The organism is Promicromonospora sp. NPDC057138 (genome assembly GCF_042670845.1).
Lineage (GTDB): Bacteria > Actinomycetota > Actinomycetes > Actinomycetales > Cellulomonadaceae > Promicromonospora.
The window spans coordinates 1-26,414 of the sequence record NZ_JBHUUX010000004.1 but is presented as its reverse complement, the minus strand read 5'-3'; the positions used below and the strand labels follow the sequence as shown (position 1 = coordinate 26,414).

Annotated in this window: 22 protein-coding genes and 1 pseudogene; 19 read left to right on the top strand and 4 right to left on the bottom strand. The window is 68.5% G+C overall.

The genetic code is table 11. From position 1 onward, the window contains the following. Positions 1 to 590: 590 nt before the first annotated feature. Complete coding sequence (locus ACFT2C_RS04140; protein ID WP_377205738.1) at positions 591 to 2,210, top strand: ATP-dependent endonuclease; 1,620 nt, start codon at positions 591 to 593, stop codon at positions 2,208 to 2,210. After that, complete coding sequence (locus ACFT2C_RS04135; protein WP_377205737.1) at positions 2,210 to 3,895, top strand: UvrD-helicase domain-containing protein; 1,686 nt, start codon at positions 2,210 to 2,212, stop codon at positions 3,893 to 3,895. The genes ACFT2C_RS04140 and ACFT2C_RS04135 overlap by 1 nt, the downstream gene beginning before the upstream one ends. 86 nt (positions 3,896 to 3,981) lie before the next feature. On the opposite strand, the gene ACFT2C_RS04130 is transcribed toward ACFT2C_RS04135, so the two are convergent. Beyond that, positions 3,982 to 5,433: a hypothetical protein gene (locus ACFT2C_RS04130; RefSeq protein WP_377205736.1), complete on the bottom strand. Its 1,452-nt coding sequence runs from the start codon at positions 5,431 to 5,433 to the stop codon at positions 3,982 to 3,984. A 314-nt stretch (positions 5,434 to 5,747) separates the two neighbouring features. Then, the gene (locus ACFT2C_RS04125; RefSeq protein WP_377205735.1) at positions 5,748 to 6,362 is read right to left on the bottom strand and encodes a hypothetical protein; all 615 of its coding nucleotides are present in this window, start codon (positions 6,360 to 6,362) and stop codon (positions 5,748 to 5,750) included. Positions 6,363 to 6,817: 455 nt separating this feature from the next. Between ACFT2C_RS04125 and ACFT2C_RS04120 the strand changes: the two genes are divergently transcribed. Further along, a complete protein-coding gene (locus ACFT2C_RS04120) occupies positions 6,818 to 8,299 on the top strand; it encodes a hypothetical protein (protein WP_377205734.1) in 1,482 nt (493 codons plus the stop codon). A 152-nt stretch (positions 8,300 to 8,451) separates the two neighbouring features. Next, complete coding sequence (locus ACFT2C_RS04115) at positions 8,452 to 10,053, top strand: recombinase family protein (protein WP_377205733.1); 1,602 nt, start codon at positions 8,452 to 8,454, stop codon at positions 10,051 to 10,053. A gap of 332 nt (positions 10,054 to 10,385) precedes the next feature. Here the strand turns inward: ACFT2C_RS04115 and ACFT2C_RS04110 are convergent, their stop codons facing one another. Continuing rightward, a complete protein-coding gene (locus ACFT2C_RS04110) occupies positions 10,386 to 10,598 on the bottom strand; it encodes a hypothetical protein (RefSeq protein ID WP_377205732.1) in 213 nt (70 codons plus the stop codon). Positions 10,599 to 11,284: 686 nt separating this feature from the next. On the opposite strand from ACFT2C_RS04110, the gene ACFT2C_RS04105 reads away from it, so the two are divergent. The 8 genes and pseudogenes from ACFT2C_RS04105 to ACFT2C_RS04070 all read left to right on the top strand — a co-directional run bounded on the left by ACFT2C_RS04105 (position 11,285) and on the right by ACFT2C_RS04070 (position 18,750). Further along, complete coding sequence (locus tag ACFT2C_RS04105; RefSeq protein WP_377205731.1) at positions 11,285 to 11,989, top strand: hypothetical protein; 705 nt, start codon at positions 11,285 to 11,287, stop codon at positions 11,987 to 11,989. A gap of 466 nt (positions 11,990 to 12,455) precedes the next feature. After that, complete coding sequence (locus ACFT2C_RS04100; RefSeq protein WP_377205730.1) at positions 12,456 to 12,881, top strand: hypothetical protein; 426 nt, start codon at positions 12,456 to 12,458, stop codon at positions 12,879 to 12,881. A 346-nt stretch (positions 12,882 to 13,227) separates the two neighbouring features. Continuing rightward, positions 13,228 to 13,854 (top strand): ATP-binding protein, encoded by a 627-nt coding sequence (locus tag ACFT2C_RS04095; RefSeq protein ID WP_377205729.1) that lies wholly within the window; start codon positions 13,228 to 13,230, stop codon positions 13,852 to 13,854. Then, the gene (dprA, locus tag ACFT2C_RS04090) at positions 13,847 to 15,124 is read left to right on the top strand and encodes a DNA-processing protein DprA (RefSeq protein WP_377205728.1); all 1,278 of its coding nucleotides are present in this window, start codon (positions 13,847 to 13,849) and stop codon (positions 15,122 to 15,124) included. Before ACFT2C_RS04095 ends, dprA begins: the two co-directional genes overlap by 8 nt. A gap of 303 nt (positions 15,125 to 15,427) precedes the next feature. Continuing rightward, on the top strand, positions 15,428 to 15,988 hold the full coding sequence (locus ACFT2C_RS04085) for a hypothetical protein (protein WP_377205727.1): 561 nt from the start codon (positions 15,428 to 15,430) through the stop codon (positions 15,986 to 15,988). A gap of 52 nt (positions 15,989 to 16,040) precedes the next feature. After that, positions 16,041 to 17,261, top strand: a complete 1,221-nt coding sequence (locus ACFT2C_RS04080; protein WP_377205726.1) for a serpin family protein — start codon at positions 16,041 to 16,043, stop codon at positions 17,259 to 17,261. Between the two features lie 33 nt (positions 17,262 to 17,294). Further along, a pseudogene (locus ACFT2C_RS04075) lies at positions 17,295 to 17,717 on the top strand (DNA-processing protein DprA); the annotation flags it as partial. Positions 17,718 to 17,841: 124 nt separating this feature from the next. Continuing rightward, entirely contained in the window at positions 17,842 to 18,750 is a 909-nt protein-coding gene (locus tag ACFT2C_RS04070) for a tyrosine recombinase XerC (protein WP_377205891.1), read from the top strand. A gap of 147 nt (positions 18,751 to 18,897) precedes the next feature. Here ACFT2C_RS04070 and ACFT2C_RS04065 read toward each other — a convergent pair whose 3' ends face one another. Further along, the gene (locus ACFT2C_RS04065; RefSeq protein WP_377205725.1) at positions 18,898 to 19,662 is read right to left on the bottom strand and encodes a M23 family metallopeptidase; all 765 of its coding nucleotides are present in this window, start codon (positions 19,660 to 19,662) and stop codon (positions 18,898 to 18,900) included. 548 nt (positions 19,663 to 20,210) lie between these two features. Here ACFT2C_RS04065 and rpsB point away from each other — a divergent pair. The 7 genes from rpsB to ACFT2C_RS04030 all read left to right on the top strand — a co-directional run bounded on the left by rpsB (position 20,211) and on the right by ACFT2C_RS04030 (position 26,352). Beyond that, a complete protein-coding gene (gene rpsB / locus ACFT2C_RS04060; protein ID WP_377205724.1) occupies positions 20,211 to 21,206 on the top strand; it encodes a 30S ribosomal protein S2 in 996 nt (331 codons plus the stop codon). 106 nt (positions 21,207 to 21,312) lie between these two features. Further along, positions 21,313 to 22,152, top strand: a complete 840-nt coding sequence (tsf, locus tag ACFT2C_RS04055; RefSeq protein WP_377205723.1) for a translation elongation factor Ts — start codon at positions 21,313 to 21,315, stop codon at positions 22,150 to 22,152. 213 nt (positions 22,153 to 22,365) lie between these two features. Next, complete coding sequence (gene pyrH, locus ACFT2C_RS04050) at positions 22,366 to 23,085, top strand: UMP kinase (RefSeq protein WP_377205890.1); 720 nt, start codon at positions 22,366 to 22,368, stop codon at positions 23,083 to 23,085. A 108-nt stretch (positions 23,086 to 23,193) separates the two neighbouring features. Beyond that, complete coding sequence (frr, locus tag ACFT2C_RS04045) at positions 23,194 to 23,751, top strand: ribosome recycling factor (protein ID WP_377205722.1); 558 nt, start codon at positions 23,194 to 23,196, stop codon at positions 23,749 to 23,751. A gap of 50 nt (positions 23,752 to 23,801) precedes the next feature. Beyond that, positions 23,802 to 24,644, top strand: a complete 843-nt coding sequence (locus ACFT2C_RS04040; protein WP_377205721.1) for a phosphatidate cytidylyltransferase — start codon at positions 23,802 to 23,804, stop codon at positions 24,642 to 24,644. 65 nt (positions 24,645 to 24,709) lie between these two features. Continuing rightward, positions 24,710 to 25,804, top strand: a complete 1,095-nt coding sequence (rlmN, locus tag ACFT2C_RS04035; protein ID WP_377205889.1) for a 23S rRNA (adenine(2503)-C(2))-methyltransferase RlmN — start codon at positions 24,710 to 24,712, stop codon at positions 25,802 to 25,804. A gap of 5 nt (positions 25,805 to 25,809) precedes the next feature. Next, positions 25,810 to 26,352, top strand: coding sequence for a DivIVA domain-containing protein (locus ACFT2C_RS04030; RefSeq protein WP_116674497.1), 543 nt, complete (start codon positions 25,810 to 25,812; stop codon positions 26,350 to 26,352). Positions 26,353 to 26,414: the final 62 nt, after the last annotated feature.

Below are 26,414 nucleotides of genomic sequence, written 5' to 3'. Positions count from 1 at the left end.
CGCGAGGCTAGGATCGGTGACGATCCAGCAAGGTGTGCTTTCCATTGGGTGCTGATGGGAACCGAAGCGCTACACACCCGGAGTGCCTCGGGGTGTTCGCGACAGGGCGGTCGCGCTGACGCCGACTGCGGCGGCCGATTACCGGCCATGATCGAAGTTCATCCGCTCGGTGAACTGTCGGCGCAGATGCACGCGCTTCTCCTACGCAAGAGTTTGATACGAGCCGTCTGCCCGGTGCTCGGCGCAGGCCCGTTCCTCGCGCATGCCATCGAAGCGCACGCCGGGTGAATTCATGGGCGATCTCTGTCGCGCCCGGTTCAGTCAAGCAGGCCGTGTGGTTGCCGCGTGCCACGATGAGCTCCGCGAGTCCTAACCAGATATTGCCGGCGGAACACACTGTGAGGTGCAGCATCGATGCTTTTCGACCCTCCGAACCAGCCAGGTAGCACACGCGCTGACTTGAGCAGGTCGCGCGATCGCGAGCCGCTCTGCACCACCAAGCAACGCCTAATCGAGTTCGTCGAGGGCTGTTCGCCAGGCGGGCGCGCCCACCGCGACGAGCGCGGCGCAGCACAGCTCGGAGCGGAGGTGTGGCTCTAGTGCGTCTCACTCGTGTCGCTGTGACCAACCACAGTCGCCTCAAGGACCTCCAACTTGAGGTTCGTGAACACATGGTCCTCGTCGGCCCCAACGACGTCGGTAAGTCCTCGCTCCTTCGTTGCATTGACCTGGTCCTCGGCGCGAGCACCGCGCAGCTCTATTCCAAGATCGCTATCGACGACCTTCGCGATCCGGACCAGCCGTTCATCGTCGAAGCCGACCTGGCAAACTTCTCGGCCGACGAGCAAGCACTGTTCGCAGACGAGATCACCGTCGCCACAGGCAATGCCACGAGCCTGACGATCCGCCTCGAAGCCACCTTCGACGCTAATCAGACGCTCTCGATCGACAGGACGGCCCCGGGCGCCGGGACTGGCCGCCAGCTCTCTCGGAATCAACTCCTCGGCATCGGATGGAAGCTGCTCGGAGCAACGGATGGCTCCCGAGACATCCGCAGCGACCGACGAACGGTGCTGGACGACATACTCAAGGAGATCGACCTCGGTGCAGAAAAGGCGACCTTCGACGAACTGATCGCGAAGCTCGGTGAAGGGCTCAAGGACTCGACCATCCTCGACGGAATCCGCGGAGATCTCGCCGGACAGTTGACGAGAGCCCTGCCGGAGGCCGTCGGCAAAGACGATCTGCAGTTCATTCCCAGTGCGTCAGCCGACGACGACGTTCTGAGCGGCGTGCAACTGCAGGTGATGAAGGCTGGCGTATCCCGTGCGTTGAGCGAGCAGTCCGACGGCATGCGTGCCCTCTATGCCATCGCGCTCTACGACCTGGTTTCTGGCACCGCGAACATGGTGGGCATCGACGAGCCCGAGATCCATCTGCATCCCACCAGCCAGCGCAGCCTCGCTCGACTACTTCAAGCAGGCAGGAACCAGAAGCTCCTAGCGACACATTCGTCTGACATCGTCAGCGCCTTCCCGGCAGAGTGCGTCGTGGCAGTCCGAGTCGGCGGCACCGTCGTTCAGCCGGCCAAGCAGTTCCTCAGTGCCGACCAGCGCATGGTGGTGCGCTGGTGGGTACGCGACAAGCTGGAGCCGCTCACGGCCCGAAGGGTAGTCGCTGTCGAGGGCATCTCAGACCGCATCGTGCTGGAACGCGCAGCCGGGCTGACAACACGGGATCTCGACCGCCTGGGCGTCTCTGTCGTCGAAACAGGCGGGTCTGGGGATATGGGGGCGATCTGGCAGCTCTTCGGACCGCAAGGCTTCAACGTCCCCATGTCCCTGCTGATTGACCGCGACGCGGTATCGGACACAGCCACCAAACTCGGGTTTGCCGAGGCTGACCTCAACAGCCACTCAATCTGGATCTCCGAGAGAGACCTGGAGGAGGAGTACACAACCGCCATCGGTCCAGATGTACTGTGGCCGGCGCTTGACCAGTCCGGCCTGTTCACCCCGAACGAGTTGACGAACTGTGCCATGACCGGCCCGTCGGCTACGCGCACCGCCGATGACGTTGCGGCGTTCTGTCGCCGGAACTCGAAGTACAAGGCGCGAGCGGCGATGGTCGTTGCGAAACTTCTCGACGAACCGACCACGCGGAAGATCAAGAGCATCGAGGATCTGCTGGGCGAGATCGAGAAGGCGTGATGATCGAGCCCACTCCCGTTCAGGCGCAGATCCGCGACCACGAGGGCTTGTCGTTGCTTGTTGTTGCACCAGCTGGTTGCGGCAAGACAGAGGCACTCGCCCTGCGGGCACACGGCTTGATAGCGCGCGGCGCGGTGGCGGCGCCACGGCGCGTTCTGGTAACCACCTTCTCGAATCGTGCGCGGGACAATGCTCGCGACCGGCTACGAGCGCACATACCAGGGCAGGCCATGCGCGAGCTCGTCACCGTGTCCAACTTCCACGGATTGGCCGCTCGACTCTTTCGCGCGCACGCCAACGTCATCGGTCTCGACCCTCAGATGACGCTCCCAGAGAGCGACTGGGTCGCGGAGCAATGCCTAGCCAGAAAACTCAGTTTCGACATGACGAGGGACGTCCAGGTCCGACTGCGTGAGGTCAAGCAACGGCCCCTGGATGACGGCGCGGTCGACCAGACCCTCCAGCAAGGTGGCAACACGATCGCCCTTCAGATTGAACGACAGCGCATCGCAGAAGTGCGACTGACCTACGACGATCTGCCGCGTGTCGCCGAACTGATACTGGCCAACGACGAGGTTGCCAATCTGTACCGCAACCACTTCTCGTCGGTGATCGTGGACGAGTTCCAGGACCTCACGCCGCAGCAACTCCGGATCGTCAGCCGCATCGGCTTCGGCAAGACCACCTACGCAGGCGACCTTGCCCAAGGCATCTACAGCTTCGCGGGCGCCAAACCGAACGAGATCCATGCTGCGCTTCTCGCAGAGTGCGCAGACACGGTCGAATTCTCGCAGTCACACCGCTCGTCACCGGCAGTGCTGGCAATGGTCAATTCCTTGAGCAAACTCACCGGTGGGCAGACGCTAACTGCCGCGGATGCGGCCTCATGGCCCGGCGGAGGACTCGCTGGGGGTGTCCGCTTCCCGGACGTGGATGCCGAGGCCGCCTGGGTCCTGTCCTTCTGTGAACGGATCCTGAGCAATGCTCCAGGTCAGCGGATTGGAATCGTAGCCCGGACAAAGGCGAGACGACGGTTCGTCGATGCTGTTGTCGAGTCGAGCCAGCTCCCGTCTCATCGATGGGAGGACGGGGTGCTCGACACCAACACCGCCAGCATCATGAAGACGATGCTCAGGCACCTGTCAGTGGTGGATTACCAGTCGGCAGGCGACCAACTCCAGTACCTCCGCCGAGCGGCCGGACTCGACACCGTGCAGGACCCCGACGACCGCACAGCATTGTTCAACGCCCTCACCTGGTGCGCTGACCTGCTTGGCGAGGGAAATACGCCAACTGCGATCCGTGGGCGCATACGCGTGGGCGACGACTCGACGCTCCTGAACCTTGCCGGAGTGCACCTACTGACCGGGCATGCGGGCAAGGGCCAGCAGTTCGACTGGATCGTGACTGTTGGCCTGGAGGAAGACACACTCCCGGACTTCCGGCAGAAAGGCTCCGCGGAGGCCCTCGCCGAAGAAGCGAGAATCCTCTCCGTGATGATGTCTCGCGCCCGTCACGGTGTGGTGCTGACCGTGAGCAAGACGGTACCAACCTGGAGTGGAGCGATACGCAATCGTGAGTTGTCGCAGTTCTGGACAGCCTTGAATGCTGGCAGCTGGATCAAGAGGGGCGCGATCGACGACTGGCTCGATGCTGCCGACTGGCGAGCAGTGCAGGATCGGTAGGACCCGCCAGGGTCCACTCTGGCCATCGGGTCAGGGGAACCGCGAGCCTCGCATGGCACAGACGGATTCCGCCGTACCTCACCGTCCTACTGCTTGGACGCGGATGTCTTGGTTTCCTTCCGAGCATCGACCAGGACCAGCTTGATACGCCTGCGCTTGTCGTGCTCGATCTGGGCGATCGTCTCCTTGACTCGCTTGATGCGGGGCTCTGCGAAGTCCTCGTCGTAGTGCCCTACGCATAGGTAGACGCCGTGGTCGAGTTGTTCGGTCTTGAGGTACTGGGGTAGCTGTGTCTCGGCGCCCTGGAAGAATCTGCTGCTGCGGATGACTTTGACCTCGAGCAGCGCGCGGTCCTGCCAGCCCTTGGAGAACTTGAAGTCGACCGGACCGCGTCCACGGTTGACCTCTTGACTGATGTCGACGTCGGCAGTCCGGCAGGCTTCGGTCCACATAGCGCCTGCGATGGCCTGGATCACGTTCTCCTTCTGCGGGTTGTTCCCGGCCCATAGAGCTCGCCAGAGGTCGGTGTGCTCTACAGCGTGCTTGAACCGGCTTGCGAGTGTCTCCACGAACTGGGGGAACTCGCCCTTCGAGCCGGGCAGCTCCGAGACGGACATGGGGTCTTGCTTACCCGTGGCTTCGCCGATCTCACGCCAATAGACCAAGCCTTTGGGATCGATCTCGACGTCGTAGGGCAGGTGGGGCATCTGATCGACCAACCGGATGTACTCGGCCGCTTTGTCCGGGTGCCGGCGGGCGAATCTCCTAGCGAGCTCGCGTCGCTCGGTCAGGTTCAGGCCTTGGGCGATCTCGTAGGCGAAGTCTTGACGGAGGAGCTCGGCGTCGTCGGTCTCGGCCCACTTCCAAAAGTCCTCGGGTGTTGCTACGGGGATCTCCTTGAGAAACCGTTCGGGTGCGAGCAGGACTCCGCCGCCCTCAGGTGACTCGGGGAGCAGGATCTTCGCGTTGGGGGACCAACGTGCCCGCTGCTTTTCCCAGCCGGGGTGCTTGACCTTGACGCGGTTCATCGGGATCTCGAGCTCTGTTGCTTCTTGCTGCGTGTAGGTGATGAAGCGGTGCTTGAGGATGTTGCACAGGATGTCGCTGATGTGGTCCAGGCCGATACCGCCGGCGAACAGGTTGAACCCCACGATCGAGGCAAGGTCTGCGACGTGGCCGTGCTGACGGGCAAGGTCGAGCACCTCGACCATCATGCGGGCGACTTTTTTGCCGGTGCCTGAGCCGCGGGGTGTCCCCATTGAAAGTCCCAGGCAGAACTCGTTGGGCTCGGGGAACGTCAGGAGGGAGATGGCCTTGCGGTAGGCGAGCGAGCCTCGGTTTCCGCCGGACTGCTCGACGAGCTGGGCTGCGGTGTCGAAGAAGTCGACGACTTCCTGTCTGGCGTCTGCCCAGTGCGGGTCTCTGTCGTCGAACACAAGGAACGGGTCGACGTACAGAGGCGTGTCCTGGTCCAGGAGCGGGTCGAACCAGGCGCTCGTGGGCGTGTGGGCAACACCGAACTGCTTGCTGAACCTCATCCTGTCCGCCTTCGTCTCGTCAAGCTGGCTTCGTGTGGCCTCGCTGTGAGGTGGAGCAAGCACTCGCTGGTGGGATCTACCTCGCACGGCTGCCCCGAGCGCGCGAAGTGGCCTCTAGCCGTGGCCGATGAGCGGAAGGACTGACCGAGCCCAGTGGGGGTCCTCGATCGGGGCGACCTGCGCGCCGTCGTCGCGGAGCGCTGATGACTGCGTGCCGAACGGGCAACTGTTGGACGTTGTCGATCCGGCGTCTGAACTGATCCTCTTCACCGGTGGGGTGGCTGGCTCGCTGGGCAGCCAGCCACCCGGCCCGACTAGGCCGCGGCCTGATGGATCAGGACGTAGGCGAGGTACATGCCGGCCTGGTCGAGATAGGCGTCGTACGGTGTCAGGTCGCGACCGTGGCTGGAGCGGATGAGCTCAGGGCGGTGGACGTCAACGTAAGTGATGGTTGCCTGGGGGTGACGGCGCTGCAGGACACGCATGACGGCATCGGGCAGCGGGTCGGGCAGCGCAGCGCTGTTCAGGTGGGTGTACACCACCTCGAGCTCACCGTCAGGGTGACGTTCGGCGAAGCTAGCGGGGATCTTCACGCTGAGCCCGCCGATCTCGACGGCCAGTGTCGGCACCGGGACGCACGTCCCGCCATCCCAGCGGGGAATGACCTGCTCCCACCCCCGCGCGACAGCGGCGTAGTGGGCCTTCTTGCTCGCCGTGGCGTTCTCCGCCGCGGCCCAGACTGCCCGCCCGTCCCGGCTGGTGCGCCGGTCGTTGACCAGCGCGGGACGCATGGGCTTCCAGAAGTCAGTGCGCGGGTCGTACTGGGTGCCGACCTGTGCCGCGAGCCGGCGGGCGACGACCCCAGCACGCTGGGGTGGTGCGCCGAGATACTTCGTGAAGCCGCTGATGTACAGCGTGGGTTCGGCCACGTTCGTGGCTCCTTCCGTCGTGGGACGGAGCCGGGTTCAAGAGGCCGTCATGCGGGCAGCCTCAATCATGCGAGGATGGCCGTGAGGGGACTCAAACTCTCCCGGTATCTTCGCGCCGACTCTTCGGTTGTGGGTACCGGTCGGCGGGTCGGATGCTCGAACATCCGGCCCGCCGAACCACTTTGACCTGCAAATAGGTCAACAACACCCTTTGACGAACGCTCATGGAGAGCGTCCGCGAACCAGTGTAGGTCGCACCACCGACACCCACTGGTAGCTCCTCGGGTCAGTCGCGTCGGCCGTGCAACACGGTGCAACACTTTGAATCATTGCCACGCGCGCAAATCGGATTTGCACGGACAAAATGGTGTGTCTGTGTCGGATGAGTGTGACTTGACGTAACGGCGTGTCTCGTCACGTCGGCGTGTCGGATTCGAACCTGTTCAATGGTGCGGGTGGCGCGCGAGCAGACGTTGACGGTGGGACAGCACAAGGTTCTTGAGTGGATCGGAGCCGGGTGCCCGGCCGGCACATATGACGACGATGGATATGCCCATCGGATCAGTGCCCGAGCACTGCAGTCACGTGGCCTGGTCGTTATCAAGGGCCGAGGCGCCACGTGGTCGGCGACGATCACGGACAGCGGCATTGCGTACTTGGCCGCGCCTGAGGTGGCCGAGGTCGCGCCGGTGCGCGCACCGAGGAAGCGGGTGCCGAGACCGGTGAAGGCATCCCGCCCCGCCGCGCCAGGGCCAGCCTGCGAGCCCGATCCCGTCGATACATCCGGTCTCGACGTCTCGACGCCAGAGCCTATGGATCAGGAGCCGGTGCCCGAACCTGGGTTGGACGCGGCAAGTGCCCTGATCGCTCGCGTCATGGCTGAAGGCCGGGTCGAGTATGACGAGAAGAACGACGAGGTCGGTTACGAGCGGCTGGTGGCTGAGTCGATGCGCTCACCAGCCAGACCGTTCGGCAAGAAACTTGAGACGGTTTGGATCGGTGGGTACTGGGACGGTCGGCGGGCGGTCCAGCTGACCGAGCACTTCCCTGACCATGTACAGGCACGTCCGGTGCCGGTCTCGCAGCGGGTGAGCCAATACGACTCCGCGGTGAAGGCGTTTCTGAAGAGCAAGGATTGGCAGTTCGTCTCGGCCGAGCATCTGACTCGTGCCGGGCATGTCTTGCAGGCGATCGCTGTCGAGGCAAAGCGACGCGGGTACCGAGTGCTGTCAACGGGCTCGGCCCGGGGGCGTGGCCAGAGTGGTTGGTCGCCGAGGAAGGCGCGCTTGGTCGTTGAGATCCGTGGCCAGGAGTACGGGATGGATCTGCGGGAGAAGCCTCGCCCGGGTGCGGCGAAGTTGCCGCCGCGCAATTACAGCAAGCCGCCGCGGCTGCCGGAATGGATGGAACGCCGCAGGTATGAGTTCCTACCTTCGGGTGTGTTCGAACTGAACATCGAGGGCGGTTTTGGTGGCGGTCGAACCCAGACCTTCCGGGACGGCAAGAAGGCCCGTTTGGAGGACCTGCTCCCGGAGGTGTTGCGGGAGATGGAGATCCGAGTCCTGGAAACCGAATGGCGCGAGCAGGAGGCTGAACGAGCGAAGCAAGCCCGTAGAGCACGGTGGGAGGCAGCAGTCGAACGGGGCCGTCGGGACTTTCACGAGGCTCAGCGCAGCAAGGTCCTTCTCGACCAGCTGGACGCGTGGCAACGGCATCACGCGCTGGGCGAGTACCTGGCGGCGATGGCTGAGAAGATCGACCAGCTCGAGGGTGAGGAACGCGCCGCAGCTGAAGAATGGCTGGTCTGGTCTCAGCAGCGCGCCCAGCGGCTTGATCCGCTCAACGGCACGCTCGCCGTGCCGAGGTTCCCGGATCCGACGAGCGATGAGCTCAAGCCGTTCCTGAAGGGGTGGAGCCCGTATGGACCCGAGTACTGATCTTCTGAACACCTGACATGACCGTCACTACCAACTCGGTCCCGTCAGGCGACCCCGCACGCCTGCATTCACGAGGTCGTCGCGGTGCAGCGCAGCAGTATCCGGCGTTTCGTTGGACCGGCCCGCAGGAACCGCTGCCCGGTACCCGGGCGGTGTTTCTGTACCTGCGGCTCTCGCGGGCGCACGGGGATGGGCGGGACGCGATCGAGCGGCAGCGCATCGATGTGACCCGCATGCTCGCTGCCGAGGGTGGGTGGACGGTGATGGGGGAGTACGTCGACCGCGACTCGGCCAGCGCCTATGCCCGCAGCGAGCGGCAGGGTTGGCGTGCGCTGAACGCGGGGATCGGGTCGGGCCGGGTGCGGGCGGTCGCCTTCTGGAAGCTGGACCGGACGCTGCGGGTCGCGGCTCGCTGCCTGGAGTGGGTCGCGATGTGCCACCAGCAGGGCGTGCACCTGCACTCGCATCAGGACTCCAGCGACGAGCTCAACAGTGTGACTGCTGCGGCGAAGCTGTCCACGGGGGTCAAAGCGCTGCTGGCCGAGGCGGAGACCGACACGATGAGCGAGCGGCAGCGTGCCGCGAAGCGGCATGCTGCGCAGGCCGGGTTCACCAACGGGGGTCCGCGTCCGTTCGGGTGGCAGCCGGGGCCGCGCGTGGTGGACGGGGCCGGCCGGACCGGGCGGCGGCTGGAACCGCACCCGGTCGAGCACGCTGCCCTCAAGGACGCCGTCGGTCTGGTCCTGGCGGGTGCGGGCCTGCGGCAGATCGCCATGCACTGGCAGGACCGGCACGGCATCACGGGGCGTGACGGTGCGCTGGTCAGTGAGCAGAAAGTGCGCTCAGCGCTGACCTCTGTGCGGATGGTGGGCTACCGGCAGCACCAACTACCTCCCCACCAGCGTGGCGTGCGGATCGACCCACTGGAGCACATCGCCCGCGGGGCCGATGGTGGGCCCGTGATCAGTCAGGAGCCCGTCTGCGATCTGGCAACCTGGCGCCGGGTCCAAGAGACCCTGCGATCCCGAGGCACCGGTACGCACAGCGAGTGGGGCCGGCATGCCTGGCTCCTGACCGGTCTGCTGTTCTGCCCGTGCGGTTCACCGCTGCACGGCATCGCTCAGACCCACCGTGACTCACAAGGTGCACGGGTGACCCGGTACGTTTACCGGTGCAAGGCGAACCGTCGCTACGGGTCTGGTACCTGTACCGGCGGAGCGTCGATCACTGCCGCGGTGGCGGAGCAGTACGTCGCCGACTGGCTGTTCGACTGCCTGTCCGAGGGCCGCCTTGCCGAGTACTACGCCCGGGCGAAGCAGACGCAGGAGGCCGGCGCGACGCGAGTGCGCGTCGAGCTGGAACAAGCGCGTGACGAGCTGGTCGCCTTGCAAGCCCAGCTGGTCCCGCAAGCGTCAGGCGTCTCGATGGCGCAGATCCTGCTCGCGATGGTCACGGCCGCGGAGGAACGCATCAGGATGCTTCAGGACGAACTGATCGCTCTGACCGGCGGTGCTGCCGAGCCCCTGACGCATGAGCGGGTCGTAGCGGCTTGGCCGGAACTGAACAACCAGTCACGCAAGGCCCTTCTGCGACAGGTCATCGACCGGATCGACCTGGTCCCCGGACGCGGTAGCGCTGCGGAACGGCTGCGGGTCCTGACACATGGCGATCAGCGCACGAGCGCGCTCGACCCGATGATGGGCTCGGCTCAGCCGCCGTCGCAGGCGGGAGACCTGCTCCTGGGCGCGACGTAGCTCAAGCCGCGCGTCACGCTCCTTCTGCATCCGTGCCGCGGCCAGGTCCGCGGGTTGCACCGAGCGCACCGGACTGTGTGATCGGCACCCCGGACACGGCAGTCGGAGCATGTCAGGGGCGCGCAGGCTCGCGTGCTGGCGGTAGCTGATCACGTGGCCGCAACCCAGCTCGATCCGCCATGCCCGCAATGGTGGATCGATGGTCGCCGCGGCCTCCAGGAGGGCTTGGACCGACTCGACGACGTGCGCGGTCAGCGGCCGCAAGCCTTTCGGGCGCGGCCCGGTCGGACCCGTGAGCGTCCTTACCGTGGGTATTCCGGTGGTGGTGGGTTTCATGAGGGCTGTTGCGGCTTGCGGGATCGACGAACAGTGGCAGTCGTCGGTGCGACGGCAAGCGCGGTCACGGCAAGGGCGATGGCGGGCTCCTTGCTGACCCAGAACGTCGCGATGAAGAGCGTCCCCACAACAGTTGCGCGGCCTGCCATGGCGACATGCTCGGCGCGTGGTGCGGGGTCGTCGTGCTGGTCGTTGTCGTTGCCAACCACCAGGGCTCCTGTCTTGAGTTGAACGGGGGGCGTGTGACGTGCTGACCCGCCGGGAGTTCCCGGCAGCCCACCACAACCTAGCAAAAGATGACCAGGAAGCAGTATTAGTGCCATTTGATCACGAGTGTCACTGTGAACAACTATTGGCGATGGATGCCTAGAGTGCATGAGGGATGAGCGAACGTCACCGGATCTTCCTAGCCCCTCGCCCCGTGGCCTCTGGGGCGTGACCGAAGCGAGAGGGAAGCGAGCTGGCGCGACCTACGACGGTGCGGCGCGGCTTCGCTTCTGCGGGCTCGGTCCCCGCTGGTTGCGAGGTTCCGATGTTGAACCCCGCTGCTTGCGGGGCGGCTTCAATGCTGGCGTGTGCAAAACCCCAGGTCAAACGGTATTTAGGTCGCTGATAGCGGGGTAATTCATTCTTCTCAGCCGAGTCATGCAGTGGTGCTGGCGGATATATAACGTCAGGAGAGCGGGGTAGCATTGCGTTAACGGCGGGACCCATAAGGAAACCCATGACCCCCGGACCCCCGTCATCCCCGTATCTCCTGTTTCCCCGCTCTCAACGTCACGAAGGTCCGCTATCGATGACTACCTCTTCGCCCGCGCCCGCGGATGACGGCACGTTCGTGGCCCTTGAGCGGCTCCGTGCCTGGCGCCATGCTTCCGGGCGGGTAGGTGGGTCCGTGCCCGTGCCGGCAGTGTTTCTGCGTGATCAGCTCTACGGTGACCCTCCGTTGGCGCGGATGATCCGGGCTGGGCGGGCAGACGTCCGACTCGGCGTCTACCTGTGCTTGCTCGCACGTGCGACTCGCGCGCCATTCGACGTCCGGCACAACCTGACGCCGGCGGCGTGGGCCGAGATGCTCCGCATCAAGGACCCGAAGGGTAAGGGGGCTCGGCGTGTGACCAGCGCATTCAAGTGGCTGGAGAAGGAGCGGCTCGTGACGCTGCAGCGCCGCGCAGGCCGGCCGCCGTTGGTCCAGCTCATGGACCCGGCCGGTTCTGGTGGACCGTTCGAGACCGGAGGCTACTGGGTTCAGGTGCCTCATGAGTTCTGGCTGCGCGGATGGATCTTCAGCCTTCGAGAGACGAGCCAGGCGGTGTTGCTCGCACTCTTGGATCTGCTGTACAAAGCCGACGCTCCACGCTTCGTCACACCAGAGCGCCACGACGAGTACGGACTGTCCGACGACACGTGGACGCGCGGGATTCGAGATCTGAGCGAATGCAAGCTCCTGACCGTCAGGCGGGTTCCGATCGGCGACGACTGGCACTACGACCGACTGCGGAACACGTACTCGATCGACATGCGCAGACTGGGCGACTCGCCCGGCGGACGGAAGAAGCGCCAGCCCCAGCCGACGGAACCACCGAATCCGTTCTCGTGAGGTTCGCGCGGCTGTGCCACTTACCGAACCGGCGATACCGGCACGGCGCCCCCGGATCCAGCACGAGATAGCGCCACAGGATTGCAAGGGCGGTGCCGAGCAGCTACCGCAGTGTTCATGCATACGGCTGGGCGCCGGATCTAGAGCCAGCACGGCGGAGTGGCGGACGTCCCTGTGCGCTCGGTCCCAAGATCGGGTCGCCACGCAGATAGGTCGCCCGCGGCTGGAGTCGTCGACAGCGCCTCGCGCCTGGCTTGTTGTGTACCGCCACGCGCGGTGAGGAGGCGCACTCAAGAGCACACCAGTGACGTCGTGTCCTGCTCAGCGGTCGGCTGCGTGGGGTTGATGATCCTGGCCATGGACTACGCGATCTGGTTCGGAAGCCTCCCGGGCATCGTGCTCGCGGCTCTGACCGCCTATCTCAGCCAGCGCAGGCTGCAGCGCGTCGAACGAGCCTGGAGCCGACGTGCTCAGGCCTACCTTGGACCTGGTTGACGTGCTCAACGCGCACAACCGCCAGATGTGGGAACGCCTGGACAGGCGTGTCCTACCACGGACGCCGTATCCAGATGTCCTGCCCGCCGAGAGCGACGTGGTGCAGCGCGTGCTGATCCTTGCTTCCGAGCCCGTGGAGCTCGCGGTTAGCGAGGTCGTTGGCGCGGTCATCTACTGGCGTGAGACGGACGAGCAGCGTCTGAACGAGGAACCCCGACGCTTCCTCGGGGACGGCGGGATTTTCGGCGACCGGTGGCACACGCCCGAGGACGACTTCATCTTCGCAGGTGAGAGCGTCGAGGATCAGACGAGGGACCTGTGTGCAACGCTCCGTGTGGAGCTGGCCGTCGAACCGCCTCGGCGGCTGGGACGACGTATCCGGCTCAAGGGCACATGAGTCCGGCGGTGCGGGCGTCTCCTGCTGGCAGGCACAGCTATCGCACCGCAGACTCGGATCCGTGCGCACGACCTTGAGGGCCTCTCTGCCGGATCCTGTCTCCCTGGACGGTCTGACAGACCAGTGTCCGCGGGGCACCGTCTGGAGGCTGCGACGGCGCATCCTGCGGACTTTCTGGACAGCGGCCAGGCTGAGCCTGGGGGCTGCTGCACGGACAGGTGACACCGCGCGTGTGGTCCGCATGTCGTCGATGCGAAGTGGTGTGCTCTTGTCCGGTATCGGTCGCGGCGTGCTCTGGCCTGCGGTTCCGCGTAGGCGACGTTAGGATCGGTGACGATCCAGCAGGGTGTGCTTTCCATTGGGTGCTGAGGCCCCCGAATTTCGTGCCGACGTGCTGGACACGTTGCGGCAGCCGCTGGAGCAGGGCGAGCTGGTGATCCACCGGTCGGGCGGCGCGGCGCGCTACCCGGCGCGCTTCCAGCTCGTCCTGGCGGCCAACCCGTGCCCGTGCGGGCTGGCCATCGGCAAGGGGCTGGACTGCACGTGCTCGCCCACGGTCCGGCGCCGGTACTTCGCGCGGCTGTCCGGGCCGCTGCTGGACCGGGTCGACGTGCAGGTGGAGGTGCACCCGGTGGGCCGGGTCGAGCGGGCGGAGGGCACGTCCGAGGCGACGTCGTCGGTGGCGGCCCGGGTGCTCGCCGCGCGGGAGGCCGCCCGGGCGCGGCTCGCCGACACGTCCTGGTCGACCAACGCCGAGATGCCCGGGCGGTTTCTGCGGGACCTGCTCAGACCGCACCCCGGGCTGTTCGCCCCGATCGAGAAGGCGATGACGGACGGCCGGCTCAGCCTGCGCGGCGTGGACCGCGTGCTGCGGATGGCCTGGACCATCGCGGACCTCGCGGGGCGCGCCGCGCCCACGGCGTCCGACGTCGGGAACGCGCTGCTGCTGCGCACGGGAGGCGACCATGGGTGAACCACTCTTCGAGCTGCCCCGCGCCGGCCTCCGGTTCGACGCCGACGACCCGGTGCTGGCCCGAGCCGCGTGGAGCCGGATCGCCGAGCCCGGGGACCCGGTGGCCGGCGCGCTGGTCGGCAACCTCGGGCCTGCCGGGGCGCTCGACTGGCTGGTCGACGCCGCCCGGGCACCCGAGCGGGCCGGCGCAGTGCTCCGGCGGATCGGCGGCGGGACGGCGAACCCCGGCGGCCGGACCGACGCGCCCGGGCACCTGCTCGGGCCGGCCGTCGAGGGGCCCTCCGCCTTCGGGACCCGGGCGGCAGGGCTGGTCGTGGCCGCCGTGCGGCGCTGGGCGCCCCGGCTCGAACGCCTCGATCCCGAGGGCGAGCTCGCGGTGCTCGCCCGGTACGGTGGCACGTTCCTGACCCCGGACGACCCGCGCTGGCCGACGACGTTCGCCGGCCTGGGCGCCGCTGCGCCGCTGTGCCTGTGGGTCCGTGGCGACCCGGACCTGGCGCGGCTGGCGGAGCGTTCGGTGTCGCTGGTGGGCTCGCGCGCCTGCACCGACTACGGCATCCGCGTGACGCGGTCCCTGGCGTGCGGCCTGGCCGATCGTGGGTTCACCATCGTCTCCGGAGGCGCCAACGGCATCGACGCGGAGGCGCACCGCGGTGCGCTGGTGTCGGGGGCGCCGACCATGGCCTTCCTGGCCGGCGGCGTCGACCGGCTCTATCCAGCGAGCAACACCGACCTGCTGCGGCGGACCATCGAGCAGGGCGCCGTGGTGGCGGAGGCTCCGCCGGGGTCGGTGCCGGGCAAGCAGCGGTTCCTGAAGCGCAACCGGCTGATCGCGTCGCTGACGTCCGGCACGGTGGTGGTCGAGGCCTCGGTCCGGTCCGGCGCCCTGTCCACTGCCAACCACGCGGTGGCGCTGCTGCGGCCGCTGGGCGTCGTGCCGGGGCCGGTCACGTCGATGGCGTCGGCGGGCTGCCACGAGCTGCTGCGCCGCGGTGCGGCCGTGTGCGTCACGGACGCGGCCGAGGCCGCGGAGCTCGTCGGGGACGTGGGCGAGACCGCGCCGCAGCGGCGGGGCGAGTCGCGGCCCGGCGACGACCTCGACGCCGCGGGCAAGGCGGTGCTCGACGCCCTGCCCGTGCGCAAGCCGGCGCACGAGCGCTCGATCGCCCGCGCGGCGGGGGTCGCGCTCGGCGACGCGACGGGGGCGCTCGGGCTGCTGGAGCTGATGGGCCTGGCCGAGCAGAAGGACGGAGGGTGGCTCCGGCGCTGAGCTCGTCGTTGCTCGCCGTCGAGATGCCCGAGGCGAACGCGCCAGACCGACGAGCGACAGGGGAACGATCGCGGCCCATTCGGGACGCTTGGGGTTGTTCTCCACCAAACTTCCAAGAGCGCCGAGTCCAAGTTCCTGTGCAGCTACCGCCATAGCTCTCGGCCCCATGACCCCCTTGTAGTAGTGGCTCAACGGGTCCAGAGTATGGGCCACGGGCGGTATTTCGGCCACTGACCCGGATCACACGGGCTGCCCGCAAGGGGAGGGATGTGCGGCCTGTCGAGGGGCGTTCGGGGAGGCTTCGTGCGGGAACGCGACAAGGCGATGACGATGGGGACGGTCGCAGGCTACGGCCGGTACGTGACATTCGCATGCCCCGCCTACACCAACGCGGTCTTCGCCCTCGTGCCGATGGGCGTCCTTATGGGGGCGTTCTCGGCGGCCGGAGTCAAGCGCCTCCTTTCCGGCGGTCACGACTCGCCCGGCATACTGCCCGTCATCGACCTGCTGGTGCTCACCGCGCTGTGCTTCGGCGGCGCAGCGGTGCTTCCCTTTCGTCGGCGGCCGGGTGGTCCCGTGCCTCGTCTGTACTGTTTCGAGGAAGGCGTGGTGGTGGCCCACCGCGGTGTCCTGCGGTCCTTCCGCTGGTCCGAGGTCTCCATCACCAGCAGGAGCTGGCAGTCCGGAAGCGGGGAGTACCTCCGCAACGGAACGCAGGACATCGTAAAGGCACCGGACGGCAGCATGCTCGTGACCTTCTCAGGGGAGGAAGCGAATCGCGCCCACGCCGACGAGATGGAGCGACTGCACCACGAGGCACTCAGGCGTGGTTCCGGGAATTCGTCCCGGGACCACGACACCTGACGGAGCGTCCGAGACCGCTCCCTGTGGACCTGCGAGCGAGAGAGGGGTGGTTGTGCAATCGGAGACCAACGGCACGGAGGCGATCTCCGCCGTGGCCGAGCTGTGGCTGGAATCGCTTTTCGACGATCCGGCGACCCAGGGGCGTGATGTGATCTGCTCGCCTGCCGCTCTGTGGCTGGCACTGACAGCCTTGGAGGCCTGCGCGGACGGGGCTACTCGCGACGAACTGCGGGGAGTCGTCGGTCCGGTCCGTGCGCAGGACGCAGCGGTCCGGGAACTCGGTCGGAGCGATGTGTTCGTCACGGCGGCGAGGGTGCTGAGCCAGGTTCCGGCACGGCCGGAATTTCACACGCGCTCGTACGGCATCACGGTCGGGCAGCCCGGCCTTGACGGCCCGAGTGGGCTGCACCGGTGGGCGCACGGCACGAACGCCCCGCTCGGCGGGGCGCCGCAGTGTGCTGATCCCGCGCGCTGTGCCCTGCTCGTCAGCACGGTCGCGCTGGACGCCGAGTGGGAGCAGCCCTTCGATCCGTGCTTCACGCGTGAGCTCCTGTTCACCGATGTAGGGGGAGTGACTCACCCCGTGCCCGCCATGGTCGCGGAAGTGCCGGTCGAGGACGCCTGGACTCTCGCGCGGCCGCGCGGCCGGGTCACGGTGATCGAACTGCGGGCCCGTGGGGCGGGCGGAGGAGCGGTGCCCGCCGCGGGACTCGTAAGGGTCCGTTTCGCACTGGGTGAGAACCGGCAGGTCCCGCCCGCGGAGGTGCTGGCGGCAGCATGGGCCCCGGCCGCTCACAGGAAGGCGCTTCGTGGGAGTCGGGCTACGGGACGCCCCGAGGCGGTGCTTCTGGAACTGCCGCGTCTCTGGCTGTCCGGCGACATCGATGCGTCGCCCCATCTGACCGCGCTGGGCGTGGAGCGCATCTTCTCGGCATCGGCCGAACTTCCCCGGATGTTCTCCGAGCCCGTCCACTGCGAACGCGTCGTCCAGAGCTGCGTCGTACGGTTCGGCGACGAGGGCATCTCCTCCGGGACCGCGGCCTGCCTGGGCGAGGACCGGTCCTGGGCCAACCGGAACTATTTCGACGGCCCCGGACAGCTGCTGCGGACGGTCCCGGTGCGCCTCGACCGGCCGTTCGCCTTCGCAGTGCTGGACGAGAGCGGCGTGATCCCCCTGCTCGGCGGTTACCAGGCCAGCCGTCCCGGGGCCCGGTCCCCGGCCCACCACTCGAATGACTTTGAAGGGCCGGGGCCCTACAACCCTCGCCTGTGACGTCGGCGGACAGAGGTGCGCGCGGGGACGCACATGGTGAAGAAACGCGCACGCTCCACGGGCAGTTGGAGATCCGCCGCCGTCCTGCTCGCGGGGCTGCTGGGCGCGACGCTCATGCCGGCCGCCCCGGCCGCCGCCGTGCACGGCGGCGTCCCCGGTGACTTCAACAGCGACGGATATCGCGACGCCGTGCTGCCCGCGCCGAGCGCGAAGGTGGCAGGCCAGGAGGCCGCGGGCGCTGTCGTCGTGTCCGGGCTGTCGGCGACCCGGCGCAGGATCATCACGCAGAACACTGCTGGTGCACCCGGGCGAGCGAGTAAAACGACGCTTTCGGCGGCGCGCTCAGGGTCGCTGGTGGGTTCACGCGCCTGCACCGACTACGGCATCCACGTGGCGCGGACCCTGTCCTGCGGCCTGGCCGACCGGGGGTTCACCGTCGTCTCTGGCGGCGCCAGCGGGATCGACGCGCGCCGGGGCGAAAACCGAGCGGCGCGCCTTCTTCACCCTGCGGCGAGCGAGCTGCACACTGGCAAACGTGGACCTTACCGACCTGTCCGGCTTGCCTCGGCTGCCCGAGCCGATGTCCGACGCCGTCTCCCGGTTCGCCAGCTACCTCGACGCGCAGCGCGGGCACTCCGCCCACACGCGGCGCGCCTACGTGGCGGACGTGACCGACCTCCTCCGGTATGCGATGCGGCACGGCAGCACGCGGCTCGATGCCATCGACCTCACCCTGCTGCGCGGCTGGCTCGCGTCGCAGTCCGACCGCGGGCTCGCCCGCTCGACGCTCGCCCGCCGGGGTGCGTCCGCTCGCGCGTTCCTGCGCTGGGCGCACCGCACGGGGCTGGTGCCCATGGACCCCTCGGCCCGGCTCGCGAGCCCCAAGGTGCCCCGCACCCTCCCGACGGTGCTCGACGTCGACGCGGCGAGCCGCCTGCTCGACGGCGCCCGGGCGGCCGCGGACGAGGCCGACGAGGAGGCCCGGCCGGCGGCCCTGCGCTCGTGGGTCGCCGCCGAGCTGCTGTACGGCGCGGGGATCCGCGTCGGTGAGCTGGTGTCGGTGGACGTCGGGCACGTGGACTCGCGCGACCGGCTCGTGCGGGTGCTCGGCAAGGGCGGCAAGGAGCGGGTGGTGCCGTTCGGCATCCCGGCGGCCCGGTCCGTGGAGGCCTGGCTGACCGACGGCCGGCCCGCGCTGGCGACCGCCGTCACCGGCGACGCCCTGCTCGTAGGTGAGCGCGGCGGGCGCTGGGGGCAGCGGCAAGTGCGCGAGGCCGTGCACCGCCTCGCGGCCCAGGCCGGGGTCGACGACGTCGCACCGCACGCGCTCCGGCACTCCGCCGCGACCCACCTGCTGCAGGGCGGCTCCGACCTGCGCGCCGTGCAGGAGGTGCTGGGCCACGCCAACCTGGCAACCACCCAGCGCTACACCCACGTGGACGCCGAACGCCTACGCACCGTCTACGCCCAGGCGTTCCCGCGCGCCTGACCCTCGCCGATCGGCGCGCGGGCCCCGCCGAACCGAAGGCTGCCTGTCCATCGAGCGGCGTATCGACGCGCAAGCTGCGGGTCGGCGACCTTGCCTGCGCGCAAGGTGCGGTTCGGCGGCGGGCGGCAGTGGTGACCCGCGCGTCCGTCAGGGATCGGGGAGGAGGACTATCGGCGGGCGGTCCAGCAGGGACAGCGGGTCGACGTAGCGCTCGCCCCGGCGCACGCCCCAGTGCACGCAGGATCTCGGCGCGCAGTGGTTCGGCGTCGCGCTGTCGCCTTCGCCCGCGCCTTCGTCCGCGCCGCCTTCGCCGCCGCTCGTGTGCCCGCCCTCCACGATGCCGATCTGGGCGCCCGCGGTCACGGCGGTCCCGACCGGCACGGACGCCGCGACCGGCTCCAGGCTGGTGCGCAGGCCGTCCGGATGGGTGACCACCACGACGCCGCGCTCCGCCACCTGCCCGGCGAACGTCACGACACCGGGGCCTGGGGACAGCACGCGGGAGCCTTCCGGGGCCAGCAGGTCCACGCCGCGGTGCCCTGGGCCCCACTCCTCCTCGGGCGGGTCGAACAGGCGCTCCACGCCCGACGGCGGATCGACGCCCGGGACGGGCGGCACGTACCCGGTCGCCGCGGGCGGGACGCCGGCACTCGCCCGGCTGTCAGCGTCCGCCCCGTCATCGACACGGGCCCGGTCATCGAGACCCGCCCGGAAACCGACGTCGGCCCGGAAGGCGGCACCCGCCTGGACGCTGGTACTGGCCCGGATCGCGAGGTCAGGCCCTGACCGCACCGCCGCGGCGGGTGCGCTCGCCGTGAGCGCGAGCAGGACGACCGCAAGCAGCACGGTCAGGAGCGTCGCGGGGATCCGGCCGAGCGCAGGGCCGGGGGAGCGGGTCCGGAGAGTTGTCATGCCGCGAGCATCGCCCGGGGCGCCGGCGTCGGGCGGCCTCCGGAAGGCCGACTGTGCACAAGTAGGCTCAGGCGCCTCCTGTGGTCGCGCTCGCTGCCCGCTGCCGCCGTGGCGAGGGTCTCTCCGGCCTCGCGCGGAGTTCGCGAGAAGGGCCCCGGGAACATGCCGCAACCGGCCCGTCCGAGGGGAGTCCGAGCCCAGCGGGCGACGTCACAGTCGCACGGCGGCGGCGGGGTCCTCGTGGCAAGGGCAGTTCGGGTAGACTTCCACCCGCGACCGGCATGCACTTCCCATCGGGCAGACGGACAGCTTCAGCTGGCAGCCCGCCCACAGGGAGAACGCCCGGTCGACAACGCGCGTCACATCGAGTCGCGTCCGGCAGCGGTCCGGCCCACGGGGTCGGCGTCGGGCACGGCGTGACGCCAGGGGCACCCAGCAACGAGGGTGCCGATCCAACCCGAACCGCGACCCAGGCATCATTCCGGGGTCGCCCTGAAATGCGTGCGGAGTCCCCGAGTCGATCTCGGACCGCACCGAAAGGACGTGTCATGGCCGTCGTGTCCATGCGCCAGCTCCTCGAGAGCGGTGTCCACTTCGGACACCAGACCCGCCGTTGGAACCCGAAGATGAAGCGGTTCATCTTCACGGAGCGCAACGGCATCTACATCGTCGACCTGCAGCAGTCGCTGCACTTCATCGACAGCGCCTACGACTTCGTCAAGGAGACGGTCGCCCACGGCGGCTCGATCCTCTTCGTCGGCACCAAGAAGCAGGCCCAGGAGCCGGTGGCCGAGCAGGCCGCCCGCGTCGGGATGCCCTACGTGAACCACCGCTGGCTCGGCGGCATGCTCACGAACTTCACCACCGTGCACAAGCGCCTCCAGCGCCTCAAGGAGCTCGAGGAGATCGACTTCGACGACGTGGCCGCCTCGGGCCTCACGAAGAAGGAGCTCCTGGTCCTGCGCCGCGAGAAGGACAAGCTCGCGCGCACCCTCGGCGGTATCCGTGACATGGCCAAGGTTCCCTCGGCCGTGTGGATCGTCGACACCAACAAGGAGCACCTCGCGGTGGACGAGGCCCGCAAGCTGGGCATCCCCGTCGTCGCGATCCTCGACACCAACTGCGACCCCGACATGGTCGACTACGCGATCCCGGGCAACGACGACGCGATCCGCTCCGTCACGCTGCTCACCCGCGTGATCGCGGACGCCGCCGCCGAGGGCCTCATGCAGCGCCACTCGGGTGGCAGCAAGACGGGTGCCGAGGCCGAGGCCGCCGCCGAGCCGCTGGCCGAGTGGGAGCGCGAGCTCCTGGCCGGTAGCGAGGGCACCGTCGAGACTCCGGCCGAGACCGGAGCGGGCACCGTTGCCGCGGCGTCCGCCGAGGCCGCTGCGACCGCCACCCCGGCCGCTCCCGCCGAGGTCGTCGAGGCCGTGGAGGCCGTGGAGGCCGCTCCGGCCGCCGCCCCCGAGGTCGCCGAAGCTCCCGCCGAGGTCGCCCCGGAGGCCCCCGAGGCCGACGCCGAGGCCGAGACCGAGAAGTGACGCGCTGCGCTGACCGGGCCGGCACTGCGCCGTCCCGGTCAGCGCGCCGCTCTTGAAGGTCGCACGACCTCCCACGAACACCACGACTGCACGGAGGACCAGAACAATGGCGAACTACACCGCCGCTGACATCAAGGCGCTACGTGAGCGGACCGGCGCCGGCATGCTCGACGTCAAGAAGGCCCTCGACGAGGCTGACGGCAACGCCGAGAAGGCTATCGAGATCATCCGCACCAAGGGCCTGGCCCGCGCGGCCAAGCGCGAGGGCAACGCCACGTCCGAGGGCCTCGTCGCCGTCAAGGTCGAGGACACCGCTTCCGGCCAGGTCGCCACGATGATCGAGCTGAACGCCGAGACCGACTTCGTCGTGAAGAACGAGAAGTTCATCGCGCTGGCCGAGGCCGTTCTCGAGGCCGCTGCCGCCGCGGGCGCCACCGACGAGGTCGCGGCCGGCGCCGCGCCGTCCGCCGAGGGCACCGTCGCCGAGCTCATCGCCGCTCAGGGCGCCACGCTGGGCGAGAAGCTCGTCCTGCGCCGCGTCGCGCGCGTCGAGGGCCCCCGGGTCACGACGTACCTGCACAAGACGGCCAAGGACCTGCCGGCGTCGATCGGCGTCCTCGTCGTCACGGACGAGGCGGGTGCCGCCGTCGGCAAGGACATCGCGCAGCACGTCGCGGCGATGGCCCCGAAGTACCTCACGCGCGAGGACGTCCCGGCGGACGTCGTCGAGAAGGAGCGCGCTATCGCTCTGGAGACCTCGAAGAACGAGGGCAAGCCGGAGGCCGCGCTGCCCAAGATCGTCGAGGGTCGCCTGAACGGCTTCTTCAAGGAGGTCGTGCTCGTCGACCAGCCGCTGGCCAAGGACCCGAAGACCACGGTCGGCAAGCACGTCGCCGCCGTGAACGGTTCCCTGACCGCGTTCGTGCGTTTCCGCGTCGGTTCCTGACGCAGCTCGTTCGGCCCGGTCCGCGCCTCGGCGCGGGCCGGGCCGACGCATACGCGGGCCGGTTCCCACAGGCCGGCCCGGAAGCCTGTGCCCCCGCAGAGGTGTGTTGCCCGCGAGTCGGGCAGTATTCCGGGAGGGCCAGTGTCCCGGCAGTGACGACCGAAGGGTGACGGACCAGTGAGTGACGAGGCGACCCAGGACTTCGCGGTGGACATGGAGGGCAAGCCCGCCCGGCGCGTCCTGCTGAAGCTGTCGGGCGAGGCGTTCGGCGGCGGCAGCGTAGGGCTCGACGCCGACGTCGTCCGGCGCATCGCGAAGGAGATCGGCATGGCCGTGCGCGACGGCGTGCAGGTCGCCATCGTCGTCGGCGGCGGGAACTTCTTCCGCGGCGCCGAGCTGAGCGTGGCCGGGATGGACCGCGCCCGCGCCGACTACATGGGCATGCTGGGCACGGTCATGAACTGCCTCGCCCTCCAGGACTTCCTGGAGCAGGCCGGCGTCAAGACGCGCGTGCAGACCGCCATCACGATGGGCCAGGTCGCCGAGCCGTACATCCCGCTGCGCGCGATCCGGCACATGGAGAAGGGCCGCGTGGTCATCTTCGGCGCGGGCGCGGGCATGCCGTACTTCTCCACCGACACCGTCTCGGTGCAGCGCGCGCTGGAGACGCACTGCGAGCAGGTGGTCATGGGCAAGAACGGCGTCGACGGCGTCTACGACTCGGACCCTCGCCGCAACCCCGACGCGAAGAAGCTCGACCACCTGACCTACACCGACGCCCTCGTGAACCGGCTCGGCGTCATGGACGACACCGCGCTGGCCATGTGCCGCGACAACGACGTCCAGATGCGAGTCTTCGGTATGGAGGGCGAGGGCAACGTCACCCGTGCGCTGAACGGCGAGCCCATCGGCACGCTGATCACCACGCGCTGAACCTCCGCGCGGCCCGGCCGACCCCGGAACGCGCGATCCTTTAAGCAGCCGGGCAAAGTGTCCGTAGAGTGGCCCCGGCACCACCCGTAGACGAATGAAGGAGCAGTGGTGATCGACGAGACCCTCCTCGAAGCCGAGGAAAAGATGGAGAAGGCGATCGAGGTCGCCAAGGAGGACTTCGCGGGTATCCGCACCGGCCGTGCCAACGCGGGGATGTTCAGCAAGATCACCGTCGACTACTACGGCGCGCCGACGCCGCTGCAGCAGCTGGCGTCGTTCAACATCCCGGACGCCCGCACCGTGATGGTCGCCCCGTTCGACAAGACGTCGCTGCCCGCCGTCGAGAAGGCGCTGCGCGACTCCGACCTGGGCGTGAACCCGGCCACCGACGGCAACGTCGTCCGCATCGTGCTGCCCTCCCTCACGGAGGAGCGGCGCCGCGACTACGTGAAGCTCGCCAAGGCGAAGGCCGAGGAGTCGCGCGTCTCGGTGCGCAACATCCGGCGCAAGGCCAAGGAGACGCTCGACCGCATCGTCAAGGACGGTGAGGCGGGCGAGGACGAGGTCTCGCGCGCGGAGAAGGAGCTGGACAAGCTGACCAAGAGCCACGTCGACATCATCGACCAGCTGCTCTCCAGCAAGGAGAGCGAGCTGCTCGAGGTCTGATGTCCGCACCGCCTCGAGAAAGAACAGAACGAGACAATGCGCACACCGCCGTGAGCTCCGAGCCCGAACCGGCAGCGGCCGGCAAACAGTCGCGCGCGGGGCGCAACCTGCCCGCCGCGATCCTCGTCGGCCTCGGCCTGCTCGGCATCGTCGGTGTCTCGCTGTACTGGCGGCCGGAGCCGTTCGTCGGGTTCGTCGTCGCCCTCATGTGGGCGGGCCTGTGGGAGCTGCGTCAGGCGTTCGCGCGCCGCGACCTGCACCTGCCGATGGTCCCGCTGTTCGTGGGGAGCGCGGGCATCATCATCTCCGCCTACCGGGGCGGTCCGGAGGCGCTGTTCGTCGCCTTCGTGCTGACGGTGGCCGCCACCGTGGTGTGGCGGGCCCTCGACGGCTCCGGCCTCGGCGCCGTGCGGGACTCCGCGGCGGCCATCTTCGCCGCCGCCTACCTCCCGTTCCTGGCGGGCTTCGTGGCGCTCATCCTGGCGCAGCCCGACGGCGAGATCCGCGTGGCGCTGTTCATCCTCCTGGCGGTCGCCAACGACACGGGCGGCTACTTCGCCGGCGTCATGCTGGGCCGGCACCCGCTGGCGCCGACCGTGAGCCCCAAGAAGTCGTGGGAGGGCCTGGCCGGCTCGATAGTGCTGGCCACCGCGGTGGGCGTGCTCGGCGCGGTGTACGGGCTGGGCGAGAGCCCGGTGCTCGGCGTCGCGCTCGGCGTCATGACCGCTATCACTGCGACTGTGGGCGATCTCGCTGAATCGCTCCTCAAGCGTGACCTAGAATTGAAGGACATGGGCTCATTGCTCCCGGGGCACGGGGGCGTGCTGGATCGCCTCGACTCGATGATCATCACAGCGCCCTTCGTCTATCTTGTGCTCTCGGTGGTTGCCTGATGAAAACTTCCCTCGCCCAGCCGACGGTTCGGCCCTCGGACGAGACCCCTGCGATCCCGCTGCAGATGGCGCCCAAGCGTCGTGGTAAACCGCCGCGGCACTTCGCCGACCTCACTCCCGAGGAGCGCGTCGCCTCGGTGGTCGAGGCGGGGGAGCCGGCGTTCCGCGCCAAGCAGCTCGCCACGCACTACTTCACGCACTTCACGAGCGACGCGACGAAGATGACGGACCTCCCGGCGAGCTCTCGGGAAGCCCTCGCGACCACGATGTTCCCCGAGCTGATGCGGCCCACCCGCAAGCTCGAGGCCGACGGCGGCACCACGGTCAAGACGCTGTGGCACCTGTTCGACGAGGCCAAGGTCGAGTCCGTCCTCATGCGCTACCCGCAGCGCACCACGCTGTGCGTCTCCAGCCAGGCCGGCTGCGGCATGGCCTGCCCGTTCTGCGCCACCGGCCAGCTCGGCCTGACCCGCAACCTGTCGACGGCGGAGATCCTCGAGCAGGTCCGCGCGGCGTTCCGCTCGCTGGCCGAGGGCGAGATCCCCGGCGGCGTCACCCGGCTGAACAACCTGGTGTTCATGGGCATGGGCGAGCCGCTGGCCAACTACAAGGCAGTGATCGAGACGGTGCGGACCCTGGTGGCGCCGCAGCCGGAGGGCTTCGGCATGTCGGCCCGCAACATCACGGTCTCCACGGTGGGCCTCGTCCCGGCCATGCAGAAGCTCACCAAGGAGGGCATCCCGGTGACGCTCGCGCTGTCGCTGCACGCGCCCGACGACGACCTGCGCTCCGAGCTGGTGCCGATCAACACGCGCTGGAGCGTGGACGAGACGCTGGACACCGCGCGGAACTACTTCGAGGTGACCGGGCGTCGCGTGTCCATCGAGTACGCGCTGATCAAGGACATGAACGACCACGGCTGGCGCGCTGACCTGCTGGGCGAGAAGCTCAACGCGCGCGGCCGCGGCTGGGTGCACGTGAACCCGATCCCGCTCAACCCGACCCCCGGCTCGATCTGGACCGCGAGCGACCGTGAGGTCGAGGACGAGTTTGTGGCACGATTGCGCGGTCACGGGATCCCGACCACGATCCGTGATACCCGCGGGAGCGATATCGACGGAGCCTGCGGGCAGCTTGCGGCTGAGGAGGACGACGAGTGAGCGGTATGTTCAACAGCGTGCCCGCGATGCGCACCGGGTACGACAAGGACGAGGTCGACGAGTTCTTCGAGCACGCCCGGCAGGCGTACGAGGGACGTACCGCGGACCGGCTGACGAGCGCCGACATCCAGGCTTCGACCTTCGACCTGACCCGTGGCGGGTACAACACCCACGAGGTCGACGCGGCGCTCGACCGGCTCGAGGCGGCGTTCATCGCCCGCCAGCGCGCGGAGTACGCGGCAGCGCACGGCCAGCAGGCGTGGATGAACGCGCTCGCCGAGCGTGCGCGTTCCCTGTACGGGCGCCTCGGCCGGCCGGACGGCGAGAAGTTCGCCCCCGCCGACCGCGGTTCGCAGGGCTACGACAAGGACGACGTCGACGACCTGTGCGACCGGCTCATCGGGTACTTCGACCGCCAGGAGCCGCTGACGGCGGGCGACATCCGGTCGGCCACGTTCGGCCGCGCCCGTGGCGCGGACGCCTACGACGAGGCCTCGGTCGACGCGTTCCTGAGCCGCGCGGTGGAGGTCCTCCTCGGAGTCGAGTGACGTAGCTTCCGCGAAGTAGAGCGCCTGTCCGAGGCTCCCCGGCGTCACCGGGAGACTCGGAC

Excerpts from the sequence above, each read along its gene's own strand:
- ACFT2C_RS04130 (WP_377205736.1), bottom strand. The coding sequence starts at position 5,433 with ATGAGGTTCAGCAAGCAGTTCGGTGTTGCCCACACGCCCACGAGCGCC.
- rpsB (WP_377205724.1), top strand. The coding sequence starts at position 20,211 with ATGGCCGTCGTGTCCATGCGCCAGCTCCTCGAGAGCGGTGTCCACTTC.
- pyrH (WP_377205890.1), top strand. The coding sequence starts at position 22,366 with ATGGAGGGCAAGCCCGCCCGGCGCGTCCTGCTGAAGCTGTCGGGCGAG.
- ACFT2C_RS04065 (WP_377205725.1), bottom strand. The coding sequence starts at position 19,662 with ATGACAACTCTCCGGACCCGCTCCCCCGGCCCTGCGCTCGGCCGGATC.
- dprA (WP_377205728.1), top strand. The coding sequence starts at position 13,847 with ATGGGTGAACCACTCTTCGAGCTGCCCCGCGCCGGCCTCCGGTTCGAC.
- tsf (WP_377205723.1), top strand. The coding sequence starts at position 21,313 with ATGGCGAACTACACCGCCGCTGACATCAAGGCGCTACGTGAGCGGACC.
- ACFT2C_RS04070 (WP_377205891.1), top strand. The coding sequence starts at position 17,842 with ATGTCCGACGCCGTCTCCCGGTTCGCCAGCTACCTCGACGCGCAGCGC.
- rlmN (WP_377205889.1), top strand. The coding sequence starts at position 24,710 with ATGGCGCCCAAGCGTCGTGGTAAACCGCCGCGGCACTTCGCCGACCTC.
- ACFT2C_RS04135 (WP_377205737.1), top strand. The coding sequence starts at position 2,210 with ATGATCGAGCCCACTCCCGTTCAGGCGCAGATCCGCGACCACGAGGGC.
- ACFT2C_RS04030 (WP_116674497.1), top strand. The coding sequence starts at position 25,810 with ATGTTCAACAGCGTGCCCGCGATGCGCACCGGGTACGACAAGGACGAG.